The sequence below is a fragment of the Shewanella sp. MBTL60-112-B2 genome (assembly GCF_019655055.1).
GTDB lineage: Bacteria > Pseudomonadota > Gammaproteobacteria > Enterobacterales > Shewanellaceae > Shewanella.
In genome coordinates, this window is the sequence record NZ_BPFA01000001.1 from 243,151 (window position 1) to 263,862 (window position 20,712).

Below are 20,712 nucleotides of genomic sequence, written 5' to 3' on the forward strand. Positions count from 1 at the left end.
CGATGAAGTCTAAATAACTGTTATAAAAAATGGCTGTTATAAATAGCTCTTATAAAAAGACTTAAGAAACAGCTCGCATAAGTAAGCTCTACCAAGATGAAAGCTAACGCTATGGCCACATAGGGTTAGCTTTCAATTTTACGCTAGTTTAAGGCGTCACTTTAATGCGCTCAACATCGGTTGCTGGTGGCTCAATCATAAAGTCGAGCTGCACCTTTGCCCCTTCGAGCCCCTTCGCAGACTTTTTATAGCGCCACTGCTCAAGCGCGGTAACTGCTGAGTTATCAAAAACAGCCTTTGGTGATGACTCAATCACGCTAACATTACTTACTGCGCCGTTGGGGCTGATATCAAATTTTAACTTAACAAAGCCGCTTTGATGAGCCTTGGCCGCCTGAATTGGATATTTAGGTTCAACACGGGTCAAGGGATGAATGTCGTTATGCTCGTGAGCACCGGCTTGTACTTGTTGGTTCAGTAGCAGACCGCTTAGGCAGAGGCAGATAGTAAGGCCGATAATGGCTAAGCCGCTTTGTCCTTTTTGCGAGGTTTTCATTTGCATAATACGCTCCTTGAGTATGTTTTTATTTCCATAGTGAGTGTGTAGCAAGCCGTGATGAGCTTGCTGGGAGTAGGCTAATAGCACTTGGCTATAACTGATTTTTTGTTGCTTGCTTAAGGCTCGGGTGACATGGGCATCGCAGGATAACTCCTGATCGTCTCTAAAGCGTCGGTAAGCCAACCAACAAAGAGGGTTGAACCAAAACAAGGTCAAAACTAGGTAAGCAAGTAAGTTGCTGATTAGATCTCGGCGCTGATGATGGTACTGCTCATGAGCGATTATCGAGTGCTGCTCATCGTCCGATAAGTGATTAAAGTTAGCCGGAAGTAAGATCTTGGCCTTGTTAATACCGACCAGCATGGGTGACTGTACATTAGGGTGTTGCAATGTCGGTAGCGCTGCTTGCGGGTGCTCAACAGGTTTTGCTGTACGCAATATTCGCTTAAGCCCAATAGCTTGTAATAACAGTAGGCAGACCATAGCGCCAATGCCTATTATCCATATAAACAGTAATACCTTTGCATAATCTGTGGTTTGCACCATTGCGATAGTTTTACCAGCCATCACACTGTAGTGGGCAAGTTGCTCTGCTTGCACTGCGCTGAGAGGAAAAGGAACTAGAGTCATTATTGCAGAGCTAATGAGTAGCGCGGGAATGGCAAGCCACAGATGATAGGTTCTGTGAGCACCAAGGTGCAGTTGTAATAAACGGTGGCTCAAAAGTAAGCCGCCACATACCACCGAGATTAATAGAGTCTGCTGCGCCATCCATAGCATCATGACTTGTTATCCTTCTTCCATGTATCAATCAGTTGCTGTAGCTCATCAACATCTTCAGCGCTGAGCTTATTCTGTTTAGCAAACCCGGCGACTAAGGGCGAGATTCGGCCTGAGAATAAGCGTTCGATAAAAGACTCACTCTCCTTAAGTTGGTATTCACTCTGTTTGATGAGCGGGCTATAAAGATAGGAGCGTCCCTGCTTTTCAAAGCCTATGGCTTGCTTTTTAACTAGACGGTTGAGTAATGTTTTTACGGTTTTCTCGTGCCAATCATTAGTGCGAGAAAGTTCACCTATAACATCACTGGCACTAATCGGTGAGGATTGCCACAGGATATTGAGTACACACAGCTCTGCATTACTGATCTCTTTCATTGTTCCCTCTGCGATTACACTTGTAATTTATAAATAAGATTACAAATGTAATCGACTTGTGCAAGTGATTTCTGGTGTGTTTTTTAATCTACATTAGCCGTATAAATATAAGTCATTGTTAAATAAGGTGCGGCAAGCTGAGTTTGGTTGGTAAAATGTTTCATCATGTTTAAAAAAAAGTAATTATTTAAGTATCGCTTTTACATATGCGCAGATAGAATACCGTTCATAAAACTATCCTCAATAAGGTTTGTATAGGTATGAATTCATACTTTACTCGCGTAGCCATGGGCATGCTGAGCGCCATTTTTTTTGCTATCCCGTCTTATGGAGTAAGCGCTGAAGCAGCTGAGAAGCAAGTGGCTAAAGCCCCTCAACAGTTAGCGATTTTTAGCCAAACCCTAAACTTTAACTTGCCACTAGATTGGAAGTTAGCCTATTCACACCAGCAAGGTACTATGTACTCTGCTGAGTTTGTTCCAGCATCTCAAGCGTTACATACTTGGTCATCCATGCTGTGTGTACAGGGGTTTAAAGACGTTGCGGAAGATGTGAGTCCACAAGCATTCCTTGAGACTATGGCGGCGGTGTATTTTGAAAGTTGCCAAGGCGATACAGTACTTGAAGACTTACCGAGTGAGCCGCTTAATGACCATGAAACAGCAAGTGCAATCATAGGCTGTACAAAAATGCCTAACTCTCACCTTAAGTCGACAAAAGCAATTAGCGCTAATGAAGTTGCTACGCAAGGAGAGATAGGGCATTACATTGTTGTAAGAGGAAAGCAGGATCTGTATTTAATCCATAAATCGATACGAGGCGAAGCTTTCACTAAACAAAATCCGCCGATCCAAGCGGATAATCACCAAGAGTTCTTGTCGACCATTACACCTCTGAGCCTATATTAGGCCTTACTCGACTTAAAAAACTAAGCCTTATCAGACTGATATTTAAAGTAAATAAACTAATGTTATTCGATGGCTGAATATTCTTCGTCTAAAACAGGGCTTTAAAATGTAGTTAGGTTAGACATTTAACCGTATAGACGTCTATAATGCGCGCACTCTCAAAAGTGGCGTTTTTTTACTCTTGAGTGATAAGCATCATGCTATTAAAAAGCATGCTATTAGAAAAAATACTATTTTAGTCAACTTTATTGGTGCCTTAAGTTACAGCAGTAACTTATACCGCAAGGTAGTAGGATAATCGGGAAGTCAGTTAGATTCTGACACTGCCCCCGCAACGGTGAATGGTGAGAGACGAGCGCGCCTTAACGGATAGGCGTTTAAAGCTTGTTCTTGAGTATTGCACAGTAATACAGAACCTAAGTCCGGAGACCGGCCAAGCAAGTGATTTCGATGATTTCGGCGGGCAGATCTCGAAATGCGGCAATTAACGAGCAATATATAATGGCACTTGTCATTCATTGGTCGAGTCACCGTGACGTTTTTGCCCCGTTTTCCTTTAGGAGTCAAAGGTAAATGGGAACACAACCCTCTAAAATCGCACTGCTAGTTAGCAGTTTTATCAGCTTTACTGCATTCTCTGTTTCAGCCGAAGATCTCGGAGCAACCTCAGCGACAATCGATGAAACGATTACCGTAACAGGTTCACGCTTTGATAGAACAGCAGATCAGCAGCTGACTGTTATCAATACGATTGAGCGCGAAGAGATTGTTCGCCTCAACCCTAAATCGGTTGCCGATGTACTAGAAACGCTTCCCGGAGTCAGTGTATCTCGTAACGGCGGTGCGGGGCAGGCAACTTCTATTAGCGTTCGCGGTAGTAATTCAAACCATGTCCTAGTGCTAGTTGACGGGGTTAAGGTCGGCTCTGCAACTTTAGGTACAGTCAGTTTTAACACTTTATCTCCTGAGAACATCGAGCGTATAGAAGTGCTTAAAGGTCCTCGTGCGTCAGTATGGGGCAGTGACGCTATCGGCGGTGTTATTCAAATCTTTACCCGTGAGCTTAAAGGTGGCGAGTGGTTTGCTGGAGCTGAATACGGTAGCAACGACTATGTACGAGGTTCATTTGGCACAGGTATGAACCATGGCGAGGGCAGCACTACACTTGCCGTTAACCACGAACAGTCCGACGGCTATGATGTGTATAATGGCGCCGAAGCGGAGAACGATGATGATGGTTACAAGCGTAATGCACTTTCACTAAAAGGCTCGCAGCAGATTAATCAAAACTGGCAAGCACTTTGGAATGGTCAATACGATAAGGGTAATACTCAATACGATGACATTTACGCATCGGGCTCGGCCGATGAGTCAGATTATGAGAACTATCTGTGGAGTCTTGCCACGCAGTACAGTCGTGAACAGTTCACGAGTAAGTTAGCGGTTAGTCAGTCACAGGATTCAAATGAGAATTTCCGCGGTGATGATGCAAGTGTAGCGATTGCTGAGTTTGAAACTAAGCGCGATCAAGTTAACTGGAGCAATCAGTATTTAGCGGCAGATGATCTTACGATTACAGGCGGTATCGATTGGTCAAGAGAGCAAGTCCGAGGTGACTACGCCGAAGACCAGCGTGATCTTTTTGGCGCATACGCATTAGTGCAGAAACAATGGAGCAAGCTGCTAGCTGAAGTGGCAGTTCGCTATGATGATGTAGAAAATATCGATAGCGAAACCTCATACAATGCCAGCCTTGCGTATCAGTTTAACGATCAGTGGCGCCTAGCAGCGACAACGGGTACGGCTTTTAAGGCTCCAACCTTTAACGATCTCTACTGGCCAGACTCAGGTAATCCAGACTTGATTTCGGAAACGGCAGAGAGTTATGAACTTGCTTTGCATTTTAATAACCAAGATCTTCGCGCCTATATCAGCGTATTTAAAAATACTATCGATAACCTGATTGCTTGGGCTCCTACGGGTGAGCAAGATGATTACGGGTGGGATATTTGGAAGCCTGCCAATATTAATAAAGCTGAGATCAGCGGAATCGAACTGTCGGCTAACTTTGAGTTGTTTAGTCTTGAACATCAATTGGGGTATACCTACCTCGATGCACAGAACAAGCAAACTGATGAGCAACTGATTGGTCGTAGCGAGAATGAGTTTAACTATTTATTAAGCTACACCTGGCAGCAATTTGACCTGTTGGCTAACTATCATTACCAAGGTAAGCGTTATGCTGGTTATGAGCAGTACTTAGATGCCTATCATAAGCTGGATTTGAGTCTTGGTTACCAGATTGATGATGCATGGAGCTTACGCTTAAAGGCGAACAACCTGTTTGATGAAGAGATCATTTCCGATCAAAACTACTTTAGTCCTGGAAGAGAGTTATTCTTCAGCGTTAGTTACCAAGCGTTTTAATCATCGCTGAGGTATCGCGATTGCTACAACAACAAAGCCAGGCATAGCATCTGGCTTTTTTATGCTATAAATAGGCAAACTTTTAAGTAGGCATGCCAATGAAACACTTGTCGATACTGAGGCCATTTAGTCGCTCTCTCACCATCTTGTTACTGCTGTTATTACAGGCTTGCTCGGGCGCCAGTATTCCAGCTTTGTCCGAAAACGCACGAGTGTTAGCCTTTGGTGACAGCCTGACCTATGGTGTTGGTGCGAGCAAGGGGCAAGATTATCCGAGTCAACTTGCAGGAATAAGTGGCTTTGAAGTGATCAATGCTGGAGTATCAGGCGAAACAACATCGGGGGGGAAAAAGCGCTTAGCTCAGTTACTCGCTCGCCATGATCCTGAGTTGTTAATCTTACTTGAGGGCGGTAATGACTTTCTGCGTAATCAACCTCTAGCAACGACTAAAGCTAACTTAGCGCAGATGATTGAGACAGCGCAGGCAAAGCAGGTCCCCGTTTTGCTGGTGGCCGTGCCGCAAAAGAGCTTATTCCTTTCCCCTTCACCTATTTATGCGGAATTAGCCGAACAATATAAACTTGTTCTCGTCGAAGATATCTTGAGTAGTCTATTGAGAAGCCCGAGTAAAAAGTCTGATGCTATACACCTGAACGATGAGGGCTATTCAAAGCTGGCTGAGGCGATTTATCAGGCGATATAGTAAATGTTTATATACAAGGATTATTCTTGTTATAAGGGGGAATGTTAAGTCAAAGGCCTCAGTCTAGTTGCGGATTGCTAGTTTAATCACAGATCTCTTCAGCTTGATTAAATTAATACCCATCAAATCGGAGAAACTTGTTAAGGTAATGGTTTAGCTTGACCTTTGACGTCAAATTATGGGTTAATTTACCCGAATAAAATGTACATATAATCAAGCTACTTTATAGATGCACCCAGCAGTAAGAAGTAGTTTGCGATAATTATTAGAAGAATAAGGTTTAACGTTTCACATGACAGATCTTGAGCAGCAAGTATTTACTCAAGTACGTGCCATTATCAGCAATGAAGAGCAGGTAATTGGCCGTCGAGGGATCTTAATCCCATTGAAAAAAGCTATTATTGCGGACGGTGATATTCGTAATGTCATTGATATCGTTTCGTCTGATCCTGCGTTATCTGCTCACCTGCTATGGCGCAGTAATAGCGCGGATCACGCCACGGCTCAGTCGAGTAAAAACCGTTCCTTAAAAGACGCCTTAGTGCGTTTGGGCCAAGTTAATATTTATCGCTATGCTTTTACTTTCTACCTGAAAGAGCGTTTAGATGAGCTCAATGAACCGTACAAGAAACTCGTTCACGGTTATTGGGCAATGACAGAAGCGATAGCCATAGATGCTGTTGATCAGTTATATCAAATGGATAATGTGCAAATTAATCCTGATGAAGTACAAACACTAGCTCTGTTTAGTGTGTTTGGTGACATCATCGCACTAACTGCATTTGCTTATTTAAATTCGGAGTTAGTCGAGCCTTATCCGTTAAGCTTGCTTAAGTCTGTGATTGAAGATCAACAGCAAACATTGACCTTAGAAGCTTTTGAGTCATTAGGCTTAGACGATGATCTTAGCGGTGAGTTTATGATTGCTCATAACTTACGCCAAACACATAATGTTAATTCTCCTGGTTTAGTACTAAGACGGGTACTCACTAAGAGAAACTTATTGCTTAAGGCAATATAGAAATCAAAAAAGCCTGCATTATGCAGGCTTTTTGTTAACGGGGGGGGCGGGACTTAGTTAAGTTTTTGTTTTGACAAGCCTTCTTTAGCTACTAACTCTAACCAATGTTGAGCTAAACGGGCATTTGCCCCGTTACGGCGATATGCACCAAAGAGAGGACGCTTAAGTCCTTCTGGACCTAGCTTTACACTGGTAAGGCTCAGGCCGTGGGCCTCACTAATTGACCAGCTTGGTAAAGCGGCTACACCATCTTTACAGGCAATTCGTTGTAGCAGCATCATGGTCAAATCACATTTTACTTGTGGACCAGGTTGAATGCCTGCTGGCTCTAAAAAGTGGCGATATATATCTAAACGTTCGAGTGCTACCGGATAGCTTAGAATCGATAAATTCTCTAACTGTTTAGGTGTAACATATTCTTGCTGAGCCAGAGGATGATCGCTTGCCACCACCAATCTAACTTCAAAATCAAATAAGTGCTGGTAAGCAATTGACTGTCCAGGAACAGGATCTGAGCTCAGTACAACATCGAGATCGCCTTGTTCTAGTGCGTTTAGCGAGTCGAACAGATGACGGCTAGATAGGTCGAGATCAGCCTGAGGATATTGTTTTCTGAACTCCTCCATTACAGGCATTAACCAACGAAAACAGCTGTGGCATTCGATACCCACACCTAAATGATTATCACCATCTTCTAGGCCTTTCTTAAGGTCAAACTCAGTCTCGATCACCTTTGGTAGAATATCTTCAGCAAGGTTGAGCAATCTCGCGCCTTCTTGAGTGAAAGAGAGGGGCTTACTCTTGCGCACAAAAATAGCAGAATTAATACGAGTCTCTAATTCCTTGATCTGATGCGAGAGTGCTGACTGAGTGACGAAGCGTTTTTTTGCTGCCCCAGCGAGGCTGCCGCTTTCCTTTAGGGCAACTAACGTACGTAAATGTCTAAGCTCTATCATTTTATCCTCACATGAAATTCTCTCATGTTGCACTTGAATTCGTTTCGATTGCGAATACCTAGGCTAACACAATAAACTTCTAGACGTCCAGACGCCCATTATCGTATTTAATTATAAGAAATTCAGCAGGGCGTTAACTCTGAATTTTCCTCATCTTAACATTAAAAGGTATACAATATGCAATTAAAAAGTTTGAAATTAACAATGATTGATTGCTTACGTGACTTTAAATGTGCCTTAAAACAATACTGGAAAGCTGAGGCTAAACAGCCGCAACTGGTTGAAATATCAAAGGGGATATGTGAGGCAAATTCGCTGTGGCAGGTATAGTGACAAGGGGTAGTCGATGGTTGCTTGATAAGTTGACTTGTTGGTTTTTTAGGCTAACGCATTAAATTATTGTTGATTGATGAACTATTTTTACAAAAGCTCGGTCTTACTCTGAGAGTAACCTAGGTGATATCACGCATTAATGACAGTGATTATCTTAGTTAATTTTGCTGATGAACCGGAGCTATTTATCTCGCATTCGCGCTTTAATAAAACAAGCAAGTATTGGACTGTTATGGTTTTTTCCATATTAGTCTTGTTTTGCTTGGCGCAAAATAGTGGTGTATTTCGCATCTTCGAGCAGCTAAATGCCAGTTCATTTACCTACGCAAGCTTAAGTGCTAAAGAGCTTAATCATAGCGTTAGCAATAACTCTTTAAGCACTAACGTTATGAGAAATAACGCGGTAAGTACCCATGTTGTAAGAGCTAGCGAGGAGACAACTGCTAGCCAAGCTGAAAATTCAGAGTTTAAACAATGCGAATTATCTGAAAAATCACTTAGGGTGTGTCTCGACGAGCCACCCATTTTGCCGTTATTGGTGTTGCTGTTTATCTTCCCGCTTATTCCATTTGCTTCACGTGTGCTACAAAGGGCGCTCAATGTCCCTGTACTGCCTAGGCCTAGGCGTATTCATCTTTCTCTGTGTCGCTTTCAAGAATAAAACATCTGCGCTAGATCTGATACTAAGAGGTATTAGTCGCTAGCACATATCTATTTGAATTTATTTGTTTTGGGCCTAACATTGCGGTTATCAATATTAGGTCTAAGCCCTAACGTAAGCCGTTTATTCATCGTTACACCAACAGCTTTAAAGTGCTAGGTTGGTGGCGATCCGTTTCTGCGGAGAAAGAAAAGTGAAAATATTAAAACAGATTATTCTAGTGTGTTTCATTGCATTAGCTAATCCGGTCTTTGCCCAGTCGACAGGCTGGCTAGAGAACCCGAATCATCCCCCGGTTAAAGCTAAGTTTATGCTTACCGGTGAGTTAGACAAAGCCACTAACACCTTGCCTGGCGTGCTGGAGGTGCAATTAGATGGTGACTGGAAAACCTATTGGCGTAGCCCTGGTGAGGGCGGAATTGCCCCTAGTATTGACTGGACTGGCTCCACTAACCTTGAACAAGTCGACTGGCAGTGGCCTGCACCTGAGCAGTTTTCTTTGCTTGGGCTACAAACATTTGGTTACCACAATCAAGCGACATTTCCGATTTCGGTCAAAATTGATGACGCCAATAAACCAACCAGCTTACAGGGTAAGTTTACGCTGTCATCGTGCACTAATGTTTGTGTATTAACTGACTACGAAATTAGCCTAGATATTGTTCCTGAGACCATGACGGCCGATGTTGATGCGATGTTTGCTTACAATAAGGCGCAGTCGTTAGTACCGCTAAAAAGCAGTAATCCTAGCCTAGATATTGGCTGGGACGCGGCAGCTAATCAGCTGCAAATTGAAATGGATGATACTGGCTGGGTGATGCCTAAATTCATTATTGATGGTGAGCCCGATACGACTTTTAAGTTTGTTCGTTTTGAGCGTTTTGAAACGGCATCTGCTACTAACAAATTACGCGCGGTGTTTGATGCTTCCAGCTGGCTGGGTGAGCCTGAATTGATTGGTAAGCCACTTTACCTTACGGTTATAGGCCATGATAAGTCGGCAGAATATCGCGCAGAAGTCACCCCAACCACTGTACAAGCTAGTTCTTCGTCCTTGCTACAGATCTTGCTTATTGCGCTACTCGGCGGCTTAATCCTGAACGTTATGCCGTGTGTGCTACCTGTTTTAGGTATGAAGCTTAGCTCGGTGATTGCTGCGCCTAATATGCAAAAAGGCCAAATTCGTAAACAGTTTATTGCCTCTGCACTGGGGATTTTAGTTTCATTTTGGTTACTTGCTGGATTTATCTTAATCCTTAAGTTTACCGGCCAAGCAATAGGTTGGGGCGTGCAGTTCCAAAACCCGTGGTTTATTGGCTTTATGGCGCTAGTCACCTCAGTGTTTGCGCTAAACATGTTGGGTGCATTTGAAATTAATTTACCCTCTAGTCTGCAAACTAAGTTGGCAACCACTGGCGGCAATGATCATCGTGGCCACTTCCTGCAAGGTATGTTTGCCACCTTACTCGCAACGCCGTGCAGCGCTCCCTTTTTAGGTACTGCGGTGGCTTTTGCGCTTGGCGCAGACGTATTGAGCCTATTTGTTATCTTTAGCGCGCTGGCCTTAGGCATGGCGCTGCCTTGGTTATTGGTGGCGGCTTTTCCGCAAGTAGCGAGTTACTTCCCTAAACCTGGTCGCTGGATGAACGTGGTGAAAATCGTGTTCTCTGGATTATTACTGTTAACCAGCTTATGGCTAATTAGTTTGTTAGCTAGCTTTGTTGCAAGCGGTTATTTATGGGCTGCGGCGGCGATTTTAGCATCACAGTTTTTGCTCTTAATGGCTAAGGTTCACGGTAAAGCCGCGGCAATTGCCAGCATTAGTATCGGCATTGCGGTGGTTGCTATTGTGGCGTTTGCTACTTCTGATAGATGGGCGCAGCCACTACCTACCGATCTTGATTGGCAAACGCTTAATGAGCCTGAGATAGCCAAGCAAGTCGCTGCGGGTAAAACAATATTTGTGGATGTAACTGCTGACTGGTGTATTACCTGTAAAGCCAATAAGGTCGGGGTGATTTTGCAAGATCCTGTTTATAGCCAACTTAAAGCTGATGAGATGGTGTTGATGATAGGGGACTGGACTAAACCATCTAAGCCAATTACCGAGTACCTACAAAGCCACAATCGTTATGGCGTGCCGTTTAATGTGGTGTATGGCCCTAACGCTCCCGATGGCATTGAGCTGCCTGTGATTCTATCAAGCAGTGACGTCATTAATGCGATAAATGCCGCATCGGCCAAGTTCTAGAACGACTTATTCGACTTATTCGGCTGAGACGACTGAAACGATTTAGCCGCTTTATCGCAGATCTATTGATTGCAGTCCTGAGTGAATACAGGGCTGCAGCTCCCCCATTTTTTGAGTGGCAACAGCGGCTCAAGTGAGACTTTTATGAAAAACCAAATGAAAAAAACAATCAACAAAACAATCAACAAAAAAGAACTATCAACTGCCAATTTAGCCACTTTTAGCAAGAAAGCAGCATTGACCTTTATCGGGTTAGTTGGACTAAGTGCAATAGGCTTTTTGGGTAGCCAGTTAGCCACAAGTCAGTTTGTTAGCGCTAACGATGCAAGCCTTTCAGCAGCGCAGCAGCAAGAGGTTAAAGCCATAGTAGAAGAGATGCTAGTTAACGACCCTGAACTGCTTAAAGAAGCCTTTATCGCATTGCAAACACGTGAAATGATGAAGGAGCAAGCGGGAGTTGAACATGTTATCGCTGACAAGCAGCAAGCATTGTTTCATAGCGCTACAGACCCGTGGAAGGGCGCTGTAAATCCTGAACTCACTATGGTGTACTTCACTGACTTTAACTGCCCTTACTGCAAACAGTTAGAGCCAGAATTAGACAAGCTAATGGCCGAGTTCCCACAGCTTAAAATCATTATTAAAATGGTGCCGCTGCAAGGGAAAAGCGCTGTGGATGCCGTCGAACTTGCCCAAACTGTTTGGCTTAATGAGCCTGAGAAGTACTTAACAGTAAAAGACACCTTAATGTCAGTGCCGCGCAGATTAGATAGCCAGGCCATTGCCAAAGTGGCGAGCATCACCGATACCACTAAATGGCTTAACAATACTGATAGCCGAGTTGCTGAGGCGGTAGCTGATAACTTAAATCTTATGCGCGCACTGCGTATTGGCGGCACTCCCAGTATGGTGATTGGCGATCAAATTATTGCCGGTTTAGTGCCATTCGAACAGCTAAAGCAACAAGTGGAACAGGCGTTGGAGGCGAAAAATGGCAACAAATAATCCTCAAGATAAGCTTGATCCTAGTAAGCTTTCCTTTGGGAAAAAGCTACTTGGCTGGCTCAAGCAGCTGCTATTTATGCTGGTGTTATTAACGGTATTTTCTGCCGCGCTGGATATATGGCGCAGCCGCGATATACCTAAAACCGACTTACCCAATATTCAAGCAATGACGCTGCAGGGCGAGAAAATTGATTTGCTGGCAATGAGCCATGAGCAACCTGTGCTGCTGTATTTTTGGGGCTCTTGGTGTCCGGTTTGCAGCTTTGTTAGCCCAGCTGTGAATGTGATTGCAGGCAGTTATCCGGTTGTGAGCGTGGCAATGACATCGGGCCCTGATGAAAAAATGCAGCAATACATCCAGCACAAAGGCTATGACTTTGCAGTGGTTAATGATCCTCGCGGAGAAATAGCGCAGCAGTGGGCGATGCAAGTCACACCAACACTAATGGTGATAAAAGACGGAGAGCCGGCGTTTTACACGAGCGGCTTTACTAGTTTGCCAGGGATCTGGTGGCGAATGCTATTGGCATAGGGCTGCTAAGAAAGCGTTATATCTTGAAAGCGCTACACTAATAGCCTCGATGAACCGCATAGCATAGGTTATGCGGTTCAATTGTATCTAGAGCTTGAGCGCCTTAACTATGTAATCGATAAAGGCGCGGATCACTGGCCGCATGTGCTTACCACCACGGTAAAGCGCATAAATATCGCCACTGGATTGCTCTGACAGTGAGGGCGTCCACTCGGGGAGGCAGCGCACTAAGGTGCCATCTTGGATTAAATCATCCATCATCCAACTCGACAACTGTACTATGCCACCGTGGTGTATAGCCGCCTCAAGAATAGGCGTGCCTCCTCTTGAGGTTAAGTTTCCTTGCACCGGAACCTTCTTATATTGTTTGCCCTTTTTGAAATGCCAATAGGTACGCTGTCTATCACGGTCGAGTAATAGGCAGTTATGATGCTGCAATTCATCGGGTTTAAGTGGGGTGCCAAATTGAGCTAAGTATTTAGCACTCGCACACAATGAAGTTTGGTTAGCCATAAGCATTCTGGCATGTAGGCTTGAATCTTGTGCGTTGCCAATGCGAATAGCAATATCTACGTTTTCAGAGTGTAAGTCTACTAGTTGATTGTCTAAGTCTATTTCAATCTTTACTTTAGGATATTGGGCTAAAAAACCAGGCAGAAGAGGGCAAATTTTTACTCGACCAAATCCTTCAAACACTGAAATACGTAGTATGCCTTCGGGCTGAGTATCTCGCTCAGACAGTGATATCTTTAGATTTTCTTCATCGTTAACCAGTTTGCGCGCCCCCTCTAAGAACTGTTCCCCCGCTTCTGTAAGCGATAGTTGTCGGGTACTACGTTTGAGTAAGGTCGCTTTAAAGTCTTGCTCGAGGTTGTCGATATTACGGGCGACGCTTGAGGGCGCCATATTGAGTACTTCGGCCGCTTTAGAAAAGCTTCCGAGCTCGACCACTTTGATGAAGATCCGCATCGCACTTAACATGAGTTCTCTTAATTTCACCTTTGCGTTTTACGCAAAGGTAAAGCAGTTTATGTTGGTATTCCAGCTTTTTTGTGTTTATGGATAATAGTTGTTGTGCAATTCACTTATTCATTTATAGGCATCAATTATGACTCAAACGACTAATCCAAACCTTTCTATCACCGCGTCTCTCAAGGGAGAGCAGCTAGCTAGTGGCGTGATGGCTTGTATGTTAAAAACTGAAAATTATGTCAATAGCTGTGGGCTTGAGCACAACTTACTTGAACTGATCCGTTACCGAGTGTCACTCATTAATGGGTGTGCTTACTGTATTGATATGCATTTTAAAGAGGCATTGGCCGCAGGTGAAACCGCTCAACGTATGGCTTCATTATCTATTTGGCGAGAAGCGCCATATTACACCGATAAGGAACGAGTTGTGCTGCATTGGGCTGAGGCGTTGACTAACTTACCTTTGGCGAGTGTGGGTCATGAAGAAAACCGTTTAGTTAATGCCACCGATGCATTAAAACAGTACTTTTCAAATAAGCAGATCAGCGAGCTAACATTGGCTGTGATCCAGATAAATGCATGGAACCGTTTAGCTAAAACCTTCGACTTCGGAGTGGGGAGTTTTAAGGCGGACCAATAAGAGCTGTCACGAATCTTCTCTCTAATTGAAGTCGTTATTTATCAGTAAAAAACAGATTGTTGCTGCTAAATGTGTATCTTGGTGAATGCTAAAAGGTGATTGAACTATTCAACCGCTCTTATGGCCGCAGACATACTCAGATGTTGTTCTATACTGATTAAGACTATTCTTTTAATCACTGTTGGAGTCACAATGAGCCATACCTACAAGATTATAGAGCTAACCGGATCATCACCAATTAGCTCTGATGAAGCGATTAAAAATGCCGTTGCCGCAGCCAATGAATCCTTGAAGCATTTAAGATGGTTTCAGGTGGTAGAAACTCGAGGACATTTAGAAGAAGGTATGGTGGCACACTGGCAGGTGACGATTAAAGTGGGTTTTACCTTAGATCCTAAAGCATAAATTGTGGCTTGATTTAAAATGGGCGCTAACTTAGTTAGCGTCCATTTTGTTATGCATCTCTCGCTAATCCTTTCTCAACACTGCGGATCACCCTTTGGGTTTTACGGCTGACAACTGCCACCTGCGGCTGTTGTATATTGAGGGCTGAAGGGTTTTGAGCCATCGGGTTTTGAGCTGTAGCACTTTGCTTAGATTGCTGCTCTGCGATAGCCCAGTCAATATGTTCGATGACCATATCATCGACTTCATCTGAAAGTTTCCGCTCTGTCAGTGCTTGTGTTATCACTTGGCTATAAGGTGCATTACCTAGTGCGACAGCGATGTTTCTTAACCAGCGAGCATGGCCTATACGGCGAATAGGGCTGCCTTCGGTCAGCTTTAGAAACTCGGTTTCAGTCCAAGCAAAAAGCTCGAGTAGTTGTGGCTGCTTAAGTGATGGCCGTGTATGAAAGTCTGTCTCCTCTGTGAGGGGCGCTTTGCTGTTGACTGGGCATACCAATTGGCAGTCATCACAGCCATAAATTCGATTTCCTATCGCCTGCCTGAACTCAACCGGAATAGCCCCTTGTAGCTCAATAGTGAGATACGAGATACAGCGGCTGCCGTCAACGATATAAGGTTCGACAATCGCATTGGTTGGGCAAGATTTAATACAGGCCACGCAGGTTTTACAGCCCTCAGCCACAGGGATGTCGACTGGCAATGGCAAATCTATTAATAGCTCACCTAAAAAGAACCAACTGCCTGCATCTTGATTAAGCAATAAACTGTGTTTTCCGGTCCAGCCAAGGCCTGCTTTATCGGCTAAAGGGCGTTCTAAAATTGGCGCTGAATCAACAAATGGCCGTGAGTTTGGTCTGCTAATTCCAAGGCTTTTGAGTTCTGCTTCAATTTTGTCACCGAGCTTTTTAAGGCGACTGCGGATCATCTTATGGTAGTCGCGGCCGCCAGCATAACGGGAAATATAACCAAGATTGGGGTCTTTAAGATTAAAGGCAAATCCAGCTTCTGGTGGCAGGTAATTCATCCGCGCAGTAATTACACGCACAGTACCTGGATGTAGCTCATAAGCTCGCGCGCGCATCATGCCATGATTAGCCATATAGCCCATGTCGCCGTGATAACCTTTGTCTAACCAAGCTTGAAGTTTTGGCTCTTCTGCACTGAGATCGGTATCGCAAATCCCAATTTGTGCAAAGCCTAACTCTTGGCCCCAAACATTAATTTTAAGGGCTAACTCGCCAAGTTGAATGGGCGTTAGGGTGTCGATAGGGGCAAGTTGTGAAGATATGTCGGACATAGGCCTATTATTGGCTAAAAGTATCGGCTTGGTATAACCACTAATGATAGCAGTTATTGGGGATAAATAGGTATCCCCATCTGCAGAACTACTGTCCTATTCTAGCTTGGTTACGGCCTTCGTTCTTTGCTACGTATAAGGCATCGTCGGCTTTTTTAAACAGCTGCGACAGCTTGCTATCTGTCGCGCTAAGGCTAGCGACCCCTGCACTGATCGTCATGCTAAAGTCTGCAGGAAATGGGCTGAAATCACTGTATCTGACGCTATGTACCAAAGCTTGGGCAATCTTATAGGCCTTTGCTAAATCGGTATTTGGTAACAGAATTAAAAACTCTTCACCGCCAATACGAGCGGTCTTATTCTGCGTTGCAAGTACTTCGCGGCATGTGTCGGCCAAGAACTTTAAGGCATCATCGCCGACTTCGTGGCCATACTTGTCATTAATCAGCTTGAAGTAGTCAACATCAAATGTAATGACAGACAATGGGCTATCAGTTTTTTGAGCTTGTTCGAAGCAAGTCTGCGCCTTGGTGTAGATATAACGGCGGTTGGGAAGCTGAGTAAGGTCATCTGTTAATGCAAGGGCAGACAAGAGCTTATTTTTTTGAATTTGCTTACGGGCAAAAACAGAGGCAATCAGGATAATAAAGCCGCCTAGAAAGATGATGATGCCTTGCTGGAGTTTATTTTGCTCTAGCATGCTCAACTCTAACTCTTTGAGTTGCTGATTTTCAATAAGATGGCGGTTTTCTTGCTCAATCTGATCGGCATTGAAGCGAGTGCGCATCTCGGTGGTGTAGCTTGAAAGCTGTTTACTATCGAGTTCCATATGCAACCTCATATATTCAGAGAGGGCATAATAGGCTTGCTTCCAATCTTCCTGTTTAAGGAAGGCTTGGCTTTCAACTAATTGCAGCTGTGCCAAGCCCCGTATGTTCTTAACGCGGCTAAAGGCGGTGCGCGCGTAAGCAATACTTTTATGAGCCTGAGGCAGTCGATTTTCCGCGAGATACACTTGTGCGCGAAATAGATGTAAAAAGCTGTAAAAAGCTGTATCTGTAGGCAGAATAAAGGGTTCCGCTTCGTTGAGGTATTGGTGAGCTTGGGCTATCTCACCAAGCTTTATCAAGGTGCCCGCGATATTTACTGCTACAGTGGCTTGCTCTAACTCTTTTTTGTTTTCTTTCCAATAGGTATGACTTTCTTCAAATAACCACTTTGCGACGTCTAGATTACCTTGCTCTTCCTCGGCTATGGCAATTGAGACAGATATAGCATTGGCCCCATCAAAGTTGTTGTTACTAATATGCTTGTCTTGAAGCCGTTTAAAGTAGCGAATAGCATTTGCATATTCACCTAAGCGGCGATAACTGGTAGCGATTTCATACAAGCTGCTGTTAGCCCAAACGGGTAGGTTTAAATTTTGATATAAAGCATGGGCTATCAGTAAGTCTTCAAGTCCTTGGGTGAAGTTACCTTGGTAAGAGCGTAAGTAGCCGCGCATATTTCTGGCATCGGCAACTAGGCGTAAATTTTCTAGTGCATAGGCCTCTTCTATGATTTTGTTATAACCTCTTTGTGCCACTTCGACATTGCCATGCTTTTCTGTAAACCAAGTATGGCAAAGCTCCAGATCAAGCTTATGGTGTGGAAATTGGCTTAACTCTGGGTAGTTGAGTACTTGCTTGGCAAATGCTAAGGCCGCTGGGATTTGTTCTTTTTCGTAAGGGTTAAATGACCAACACTGTGCTCGCTTTAGGCGCAGAAATCGTGGCGTATCACTCTTTAACACCAAGCTTTCTAATTGAGCTAAATGGAGGTGATAGGACTCGGAATTGTCGATGGTGCCACTATCAATAATGGCAAAGATTTCATCCGCTTTTTGAGTGTTAGTTTGTGTAGCGAAGCTTAAACTACACACAGAAAGAGCGCTGACAAAAAGTAGGATTTGTATTAACAAAGAAAGCTTGGGCATTTAGAGTCTACTTTGCGTAGAAGTTATTGATATTCGGGATTAATTATACACTATATAGTATAAAGTATGGCAAGCTTTAGTGTTGTTCAATGTCATAGAATAGAGCCAAATATACGTATCTATGGCCGCCTTTGTAGCAGCTTTATAGTGAATGAGTGGAGGCAAAAGATATGATGTGGGCGATGGACCTGCTATATGGGATAGCAGGCCTGATATTGGCGGTAAGGATTTACGCTAGTGATGACTTGTCCTGTTGCAGTCGAAAGGTAAAAGTGGCTGACCTTAAATCATTTTAACTTGGTCTCGACCTTCTTTCTTAGCCAAGTAAAGCGCCTCATCGGCTCGTTTCAGCAGCTGAGAAAGTTTTTCGTCAGTATCGCTAAGACTTGAGACTCCTGCACTTATCGTTATCGAGAACCCTTGAGGGAAAAGGCTAAAGTCAGCATTACGAACCTGATTGACCAGAACCTGGGCAACCTTAAGGGTTTGTGCCTTATCAGTATTGGGTAGAAGAATGAGAAACTCTTCGCCACCGACACGCGCTGCTTCATACTGGGTCCCTAGTACGGCTCTACAGGTATCGGCGAGTAACTTTAAGGTTTCGTCGCCAACTTCGTGACCATAGCGGTCATTAATCAGTTTGAAATAGTCAGCGTCGAAACTGATACAGGATAAAGCTTGCTGGTTTTTTATTGCGCTATCAAAGTAGTCTTGGGCCTGGGTATATATGTAGCGTCGGTTAGGCAACTGAGTGAGATCGTCAGTCAGTGCTAACACAGACAGTAATTTGTTCTTCTGCAATTGCTTATAAGTGAAAGTCGATATGATAATAAGGATGATGCTGCCCATAAAGATGATAATCCATTGCTGAACTTTATTTTGCTCCAGCATGGCTAACTCTAGCTCTTTGAGCTTATGATTTTCAACTAGATGGCGATTTTCGGCTTCTATCTGCTCAGCATTAAAGCGAGTGCGCATTTCGGCGTTGTAGCGAGAGAAGATCTTTTTATCAAGCTCCATATGCAGCTCCATATACTTATATAAAGATTCATAGGCTGCCTGCCAATTGTCCTGCATAAGAAATATCTGACTCTCTACAAGCTGTACTTGTACCAGTCCGCGTAGGCTATTGACTCGCTCAAATGCCACACGGGCAAGGGCTATACTTTTATGGGCTTGTGAAAACTGTCCTAGCTCTAAGTAAACTTGAGCATAAAACAGCTGCATATAGTTATAAAAGCCTTCAGCAGACGGAGTAATCAAAGCAGCCGATTCATCTAAATAGTGGCGAGCTAGGTCGATTTCTCCTAGTTTGATTAAGGTACCAGCCATGTTCACGGCCACACCCGCTTTTTTAAAGCCATTTTGCTTAGCGTCCCAGTAGTGATAACTTTCTAGAAATAGCTTCTTAGCCTCCGCAAAGCTATTACGTTCCTCTTCTGCAATTGCGATTGATGAGATCACAACATTGGCTTTATCGAACTGTTGGTTGTCAATATGGCTCTTATGTAACTGATTGAAATAGCGGATAGCATTGTCTTGATCGCCTAGGCGGCGATATATGGTCGCGATTTCGTAGAGGCTATGCTGCACCCAAACGGTGACATTTAAACTTTTATAGAGGGTTTGCGCCGTCATTAAGTCTTCTATGCCTTGGGTGTAGTTGCCTTGAAATGAAGTTAAATAGCCGCGCATCATGCGTACATCAGCCATCAGGCGTAAGTTTTCTAATTGGTAGGCTTCAATAACTAACCGGTTGTAATAAGTTAGCGCGGTATCAACATCACCCTTTTGCTCCGAGAACCAAGCGTAACAAAGCTCTAAATCTAATTTATCATCGGGAAAATCAGCTAACTCAGGACGTGTTAAAGCCTGTTTTGCAAATAACAGAGCTTGGGATATTTCAGCATCATCCAGCATGTTATATGACCAGCAGGTCGCACGAGCTAACAGCAGTTGCCTAGCGAGGTCATTTTTGGGCACTAAAGGAATTAGCTCTTTGAGGTATTGTTTTCTTTCAATGTTTTTCTCAACCACACCACTGTCGAGTAACTCGAACAGCTCGTCTGCTCGTTTGATATCCGCTGTAGCAGACACGGCATGCTGGCTGGCCAAAGTTATGATTAAAGCTAGAGAGATGAGTAATAGCTGAATGAGCTTGTGCATTATGTATTATTTTAAGTAATAAAGCCTTTTATATTCGACCGTTAGAATACACGATAACGAGTTTTGTTAACTAAGATTTTTATGAGTTGGACGCTTAAAATTGAATCGCTTTCACAAGTTTTTGCATTTAGCACACTGTGCCTGTATAACAACGCCCTCTAAAGGTTCATGACACAGGTCATTGCGATGAGAAAGTTTTTTGCTTGTTTGCTTTTGCTGACAAGTTGGTCAGCTTCCGCAGCATCAGACTTAGAAAGATCTGGTGATGTATTACACCTGCTTATTCCAGCTGTAGCCCTGGGTGGTTCGCTTATCTATGAAGATGATTATGAAGGTGCGTGGCAGTTAGCCAAAACTGGCGCGGTTTCACGTTTAGTGGTAGAAGGCCTTAAATACACAGTCGATAAAGACAGGCCCGATGGCTCAGGCGATGATTCGTTCCCGTCAGGCCATACCGCAGACAGCTTTGCCGCCGCCACTTTTGTGCAGCAGCGTTACGGTTGGCAGTGGGCGATTCCTGCCTATATTGGCGCCACTTATGTGGGTTACACCCGTGTAGAAAGTGACAAACACCAGGTTGAAGACGTGTTAGCTGGTGCCGCCATCGGTATATTATCGGGGCTATACTTTACCGACCCTTATAAAGGTATTACAGTCACGCCAATCGTAGGTAACGGCAATTATGGCTTATATGTAAGCGGTAAGTTTTAAGCCAAATTAATTTGAATAAAGAGTGCGTT

General features: G+C 43.9%; 18 protein-coding genes and 1 riboswitch. Of the genes, 11 read left to right on the plus strand and 7 right to left on the minus strand.

From position 1 onward, the window contains the following. Nucleotides 1-148 precede the first annotated feature (148 nt). Nucleotides 149-1,342, minus strand: a complete 1,194-nt coding sequence (locus K5Q73_RS01000) for a TonB family protein (RefSeq protein ID WP_220758583.1) — start codon at nt 1,340-1,342, stop codon at nt 149-151. Then, entirely contained in the window at nt 1,339-1,716 is a 378-nt protein-coding gene (locus K5Q73_RS01005) for a BlaI/MecI/CopY family transcriptional regulator (protein WP_220758582.1), read from the minus strand. The genes K5Q73_RS01000 and K5Q73_RS01005 overlap by 4 nt, the downstream gene beginning before the upstream one ends. 260 nt (nt 1,717-1,976) lie before the next feature. Between K5Q73_RS01005 and K5Q73_RS01010 the strand changes: the two genes are divergently transcribed. The 4 genes from K5Q73_RS01010 to K5Q73_RS01025 all read left to right on the plus strand — a co-directional run bounded on the left by K5Q73_RS01010 (nt 1,977) and on the right by K5Q73_RS01025 (nt 6,776). Then, the gene (locus K5Q73_RS01010; protein WP_220758581.1) at nt 1,977-2,624 is read left to right on the plus strand and encodes a hypothetical protein; all 648 of its coding nucleotides are present in this window, start codon (nt 1,977-1,979) and stop codon (nt 2,622-2,624) included. A gap of 232 nt (nt 2,625-2,856) precedes the next feature. After that, nucleotides 2,857-3,077, plus strand: a riboswitch (cobalamin riboswitch). A gap of 120 nt (nt 3,078-3,197) precedes the next feature. Next, complete coding sequence (locus K5Q73_RS01015; RefSeq protein WP_220758580.1) at nt 3,198-5,051, plus strand: TonB-dependent receptor domain-containing protein; 1,854 nt, start codon at nt 3,198-3,200, stop codon at nt 5,049-5,051. A 98-nt stretch (nt 5,052-5,149) separates the two neighbouring features. After that, nucleotides 5,150-5,755: an arylesterase gene (locus tag K5Q73_RS01020; RefSeq protein ID WP_220758579.1), complete on the plus strand. Its 606-nt coding sequence runs from the start codon at nt 5,150-5,152 to the stop codon at nt 5,753-5,755. Nucleotides 5,756-6,047: 292 nt separating this feature from the next. After that, nucleotides 6,048-6,776 (plus strand): HDOD domain-containing protein, encoded by a 729-nt coding sequence (locus K5Q73_RS01025; RefSeq protein ID WP_220758578.1) that lies wholly within the window; start codon nt 6,048-6,050, stop codon nt 6,774-6,776. A gap of 53 nt (nt 6,777-6,829) precedes the next feature. On the opposite strand, the gene K5Q73_RS01030 is transcribed toward K5Q73_RS01025, so the two are convergent. Further along, a complete protein-coding gene (locus tag K5Q73_RS01030) occupies nt 6,830-7,732 on the minus strand; it encodes a LysR family transcriptional regulator (protein WP_220758577.1) in 903 nt (300 codons plus the stop codon). Between the two features lie 472 nt (nt 7,733-8,204). Between K5Q73_RS01030 and K5Q73_RS01035 the strand changes: the two genes are divergently transcribed. The 4 genes from K5Q73_RS01035 (at nt 8,205) to K5Q73_RS01050 (ending at nt 12,514) form a co-directional block, all read left to right on the plus strand. Continuing rightward, entirely contained in the window at nt 8,205-8,726 is a 522-nt protein-coding gene (locus tag K5Q73_RS01035; RefSeq protein ID WP_259650652.1) for a hypothetical protein, read from the plus strand. 193 nt (nt 8,727-8,919) lie between these two features. Next, a complete protein-coding gene (locus tag K5Q73_RS01040; protein WP_220758576.1) occupies nt 8,920-10,977 on the plus strand; it encodes a protein-disulfide reductase DsbD in 2,058 nt (685 codons plus the stop codon). Nucleotides 10,978-11,133: 156 nt separating this feature from the next. After that, nucleotides 11,134-11,982, plus strand: a complete 849-nt coding sequence (locus tag K5Q73_RS01045; RefSeq protein WP_220758575.1) for a DsbA family protein — start codon at nt 11,134-11,136, stop codon at nt 11,980-11,982. Next, nucleotides 11,969-12,514, plus strand: coding sequence for a protein disulfide oxidoreductase (locus K5Q73_RS01050; protein WP_220758574.1), 546 nt, complete (start codon nt 11,969-11,971; stop codon nt 12,512-12,514). The genes K5Q73_RS01045 and K5Q73_RS01050 overlap by 14 nt, the downstream gene beginning before the upstream one ends. 87 nt (nt 12,515-12,601) lie before the next feature. Here K5Q73_RS01050 and K5Q73_RS01055 read toward each other — a convergent pair whose 3' ends face one another. After that, nucleotides 12,602-13,495, minus strand: a complete 894-nt coding sequence (locus K5Q73_RS01055; RefSeq protein WP_220758573.1) for a LysR family transcriptional regulator — start codon at nt 13,493-13,495, stop codon at nt 12,602-12,604. A 127-nt stretch (nt 13,496-13,622) separates the two neighbouring features. Here K5Q73_RS01055 and K5Q73_RS01060 point away from each other — a divergent pair, with 127 nt between their 5' ends. Further along, complete coding sequence (locus K5Q73_RS01060) at nt 13,623-14,126, plus strand: carboxymuconolactone decarboxylase family protein (protein ID WP_220758572.1); 504 nt, start codon at nt 13,623-13,625, stop codon at nt 14,124-14,126. Nucleotides 14,127-14,318: 192 nt separating this feature from the next. Continuing rightward, complete coding sequence (locus K5Q73_RS01065) at nt 14,319-14,531, plus strand: dodecin (protein WP_220758571.1); 213 nt, start codon at nt 14,319-14,321, stop codon at nt 14,529-14,531. A gap of 49 nt (nt 14,532-14,580) precedes the next feature. Here K5Q73_RS01065 and queG read toward each other — a convergent pair whose 3' ends face one another. The 3 genes from queG to K5Q73_RS01080 all read right to left on the minus strand — a co-directional run bounded on the left by queG (nt 14,581) and on the right by K5Q73_RS01080 (nt 19,972). Further along, a complete protein-coding gene (queG, locus tag K5Q73_RS01070; protein ID WP_220758570.1) occupies nt 14,581-15,831 on the minus strand; it encodes a tRNA epoxyqueuosine(34) reductase QueG in 1,251 nt (416 codons plus the stop codon). An 88-nt stretch (nt 15,832-15,919) separates the two neighbouring features. Beyond that, entirely contained in the window at nt 15,920-17,806 is a 1,887-nt protein-coding gene (locus tag K5Q73_RS01075) for a GGDEF domain-containing protein (RefSeq protein ID WP_220758569.1), read from the minus strand. Between the two features lie 282 nt (nt 17,807-18,088). After that, complete coding sequence (locus K5Q73_RS01080; protein ID WP_220758568.1) at nt 18,089-19,972, minus strand: GGDEF domain-containing protein; 1,884 nt, start codon at nt 19,970-19,972, stop codon at nt 18,089-18,091. A gap of 186 nt (nt 19,973-20,158) precedes the next feature. On the opposite strand from K5Q73_RS01080, the gene K5Q73_RS01085 reads away from it, so the two are divergent. Further along, nucleotides 20,159-20,683 (plus strand): phosphatase PAP2 family protein, encoded by a 525-nt coding sequence (locus tag K5Q73_RS01085; RefSeq protein ID WP_220758567.1) that lies wholly within the window; start codon nt 20,159-20,161, stop codon nt 20,681-20,683. Nucleotides 20,684-20,712: the final 29 nt, after the last annotated feature.

Coding starts and splice junctions, on each gene's coding strand:
- K5Q73_RS01065 (WP_220758571.1), top strand. CDS start 14,319: ATGAGCCATACCTACAAGATTATAGAGCTAACCGGATCATCACCAATT.
- K5Q73_RS01085 (WP_220758567.1), top strand. CDS start 20,159: ATGAGAAAGTTTTTTGCTTGTTTGCTTTTGCTGACAAGTTGGTCAGCT.
- K5Q73_RS01010 (WP_220758581.1), top strand. CDS start 1,977: ATGAATTCATACTTTACTCGCGTAGCCATGGGCATGCTGAGCGCCATT.
- K5Q73_RS01025 (WP_220758578.1), top strand. CDS start 6,048: ATGACAGATCTTGAGCAGCAAGTATTTACTCAAGTACGTGCCATTATC.
- K5Q73_RS01035 (WP_259650652.1), top strand. CDS start 8,205: ATGACAGTGATTATCTTAGTTAATTTTGCTGATGAACCGGAGCTATTT.
- K5Q73_RS01005 (WP_220758582.1), bottom strand. CDS start 1,716: ATGAAAGAGATCAGTAATGCAGAGCTGTGTGTACTCAATATCCTGTGG.
- K5Q73_RS01015 (WP_220758580.1), top strand. CDS start 3,198: ATGGGAACACAACCCTCTAAAATCGCACTGCTAGTTAGCAGTTTTATC.
- K5Q73_RS01000 (WP_220758583.1), bottom strand. CDS start 1,342: ATGATGCTATGGATGGCGCAGCAGACTCTATTAATCTCGGTGGTATGT.
- queG (WP_220758570.1), bottom strand. CDS start 15,831: ATGTCCGACATATCTTCACAACTTGCCCCTATCGACACCCTAACGCCC.
- K5Q73_RS01020 (WP_220758579.1), top strand. CDS start 5,150: ATGAAACACTTGTCGATACTGAGGCCATTTAGTCGCTCTCTCACCATC.
- K5Q73_RS01030 (WP_220758577.1), bottom strand. CDS start 7,732: ATGATAGAGCTTAGACATTTACGTACGTTAGTTGCCCTAAAGGAAAGC.
- K5Q73_RS01045 (WP_220758575.1), top strand. CDS start 11,134: ATGAAAAAAACAATCAACAAAACAATCAACAAAAAAGAACTATCAACT.
- K5Q73_RS01050 (WP_220758574.1), top strand. CDS start 11,969: ATGGCAACAAATAATCCTCAAGATAAGCTTGATCCTAGTAAGCTTTCC.
- K5Q73_RS01060 (WP_220758572.1), top strand. CDS start 13,623: ATGACTCAAACGACTAATCCAAACCTTTCTATCACCGCGTCTCTCAAG.
- K5Q73_RS01055 (WP_220758573.1), bottom strand. CDS start 13,495: ATGTTAAGTGCGATGCGGATCTTCATCAAAGTGGTCGAGCTCGGAAGC.
- K5Q73_RS01075 (WP_220758569.1), bottom strand. CDS start 17,806: ATGCCCAAGCTTTCTTTGTTAATACAAATCCTACTTTTTGTCAGCGCT.
- K5Q73_RS01080 (WP_220758568.1), bottom strand. CDS start 19,972: ATGCACAAGCTCATTCAGCTATTACTCATCTCTCTAGCTTTAATCATA.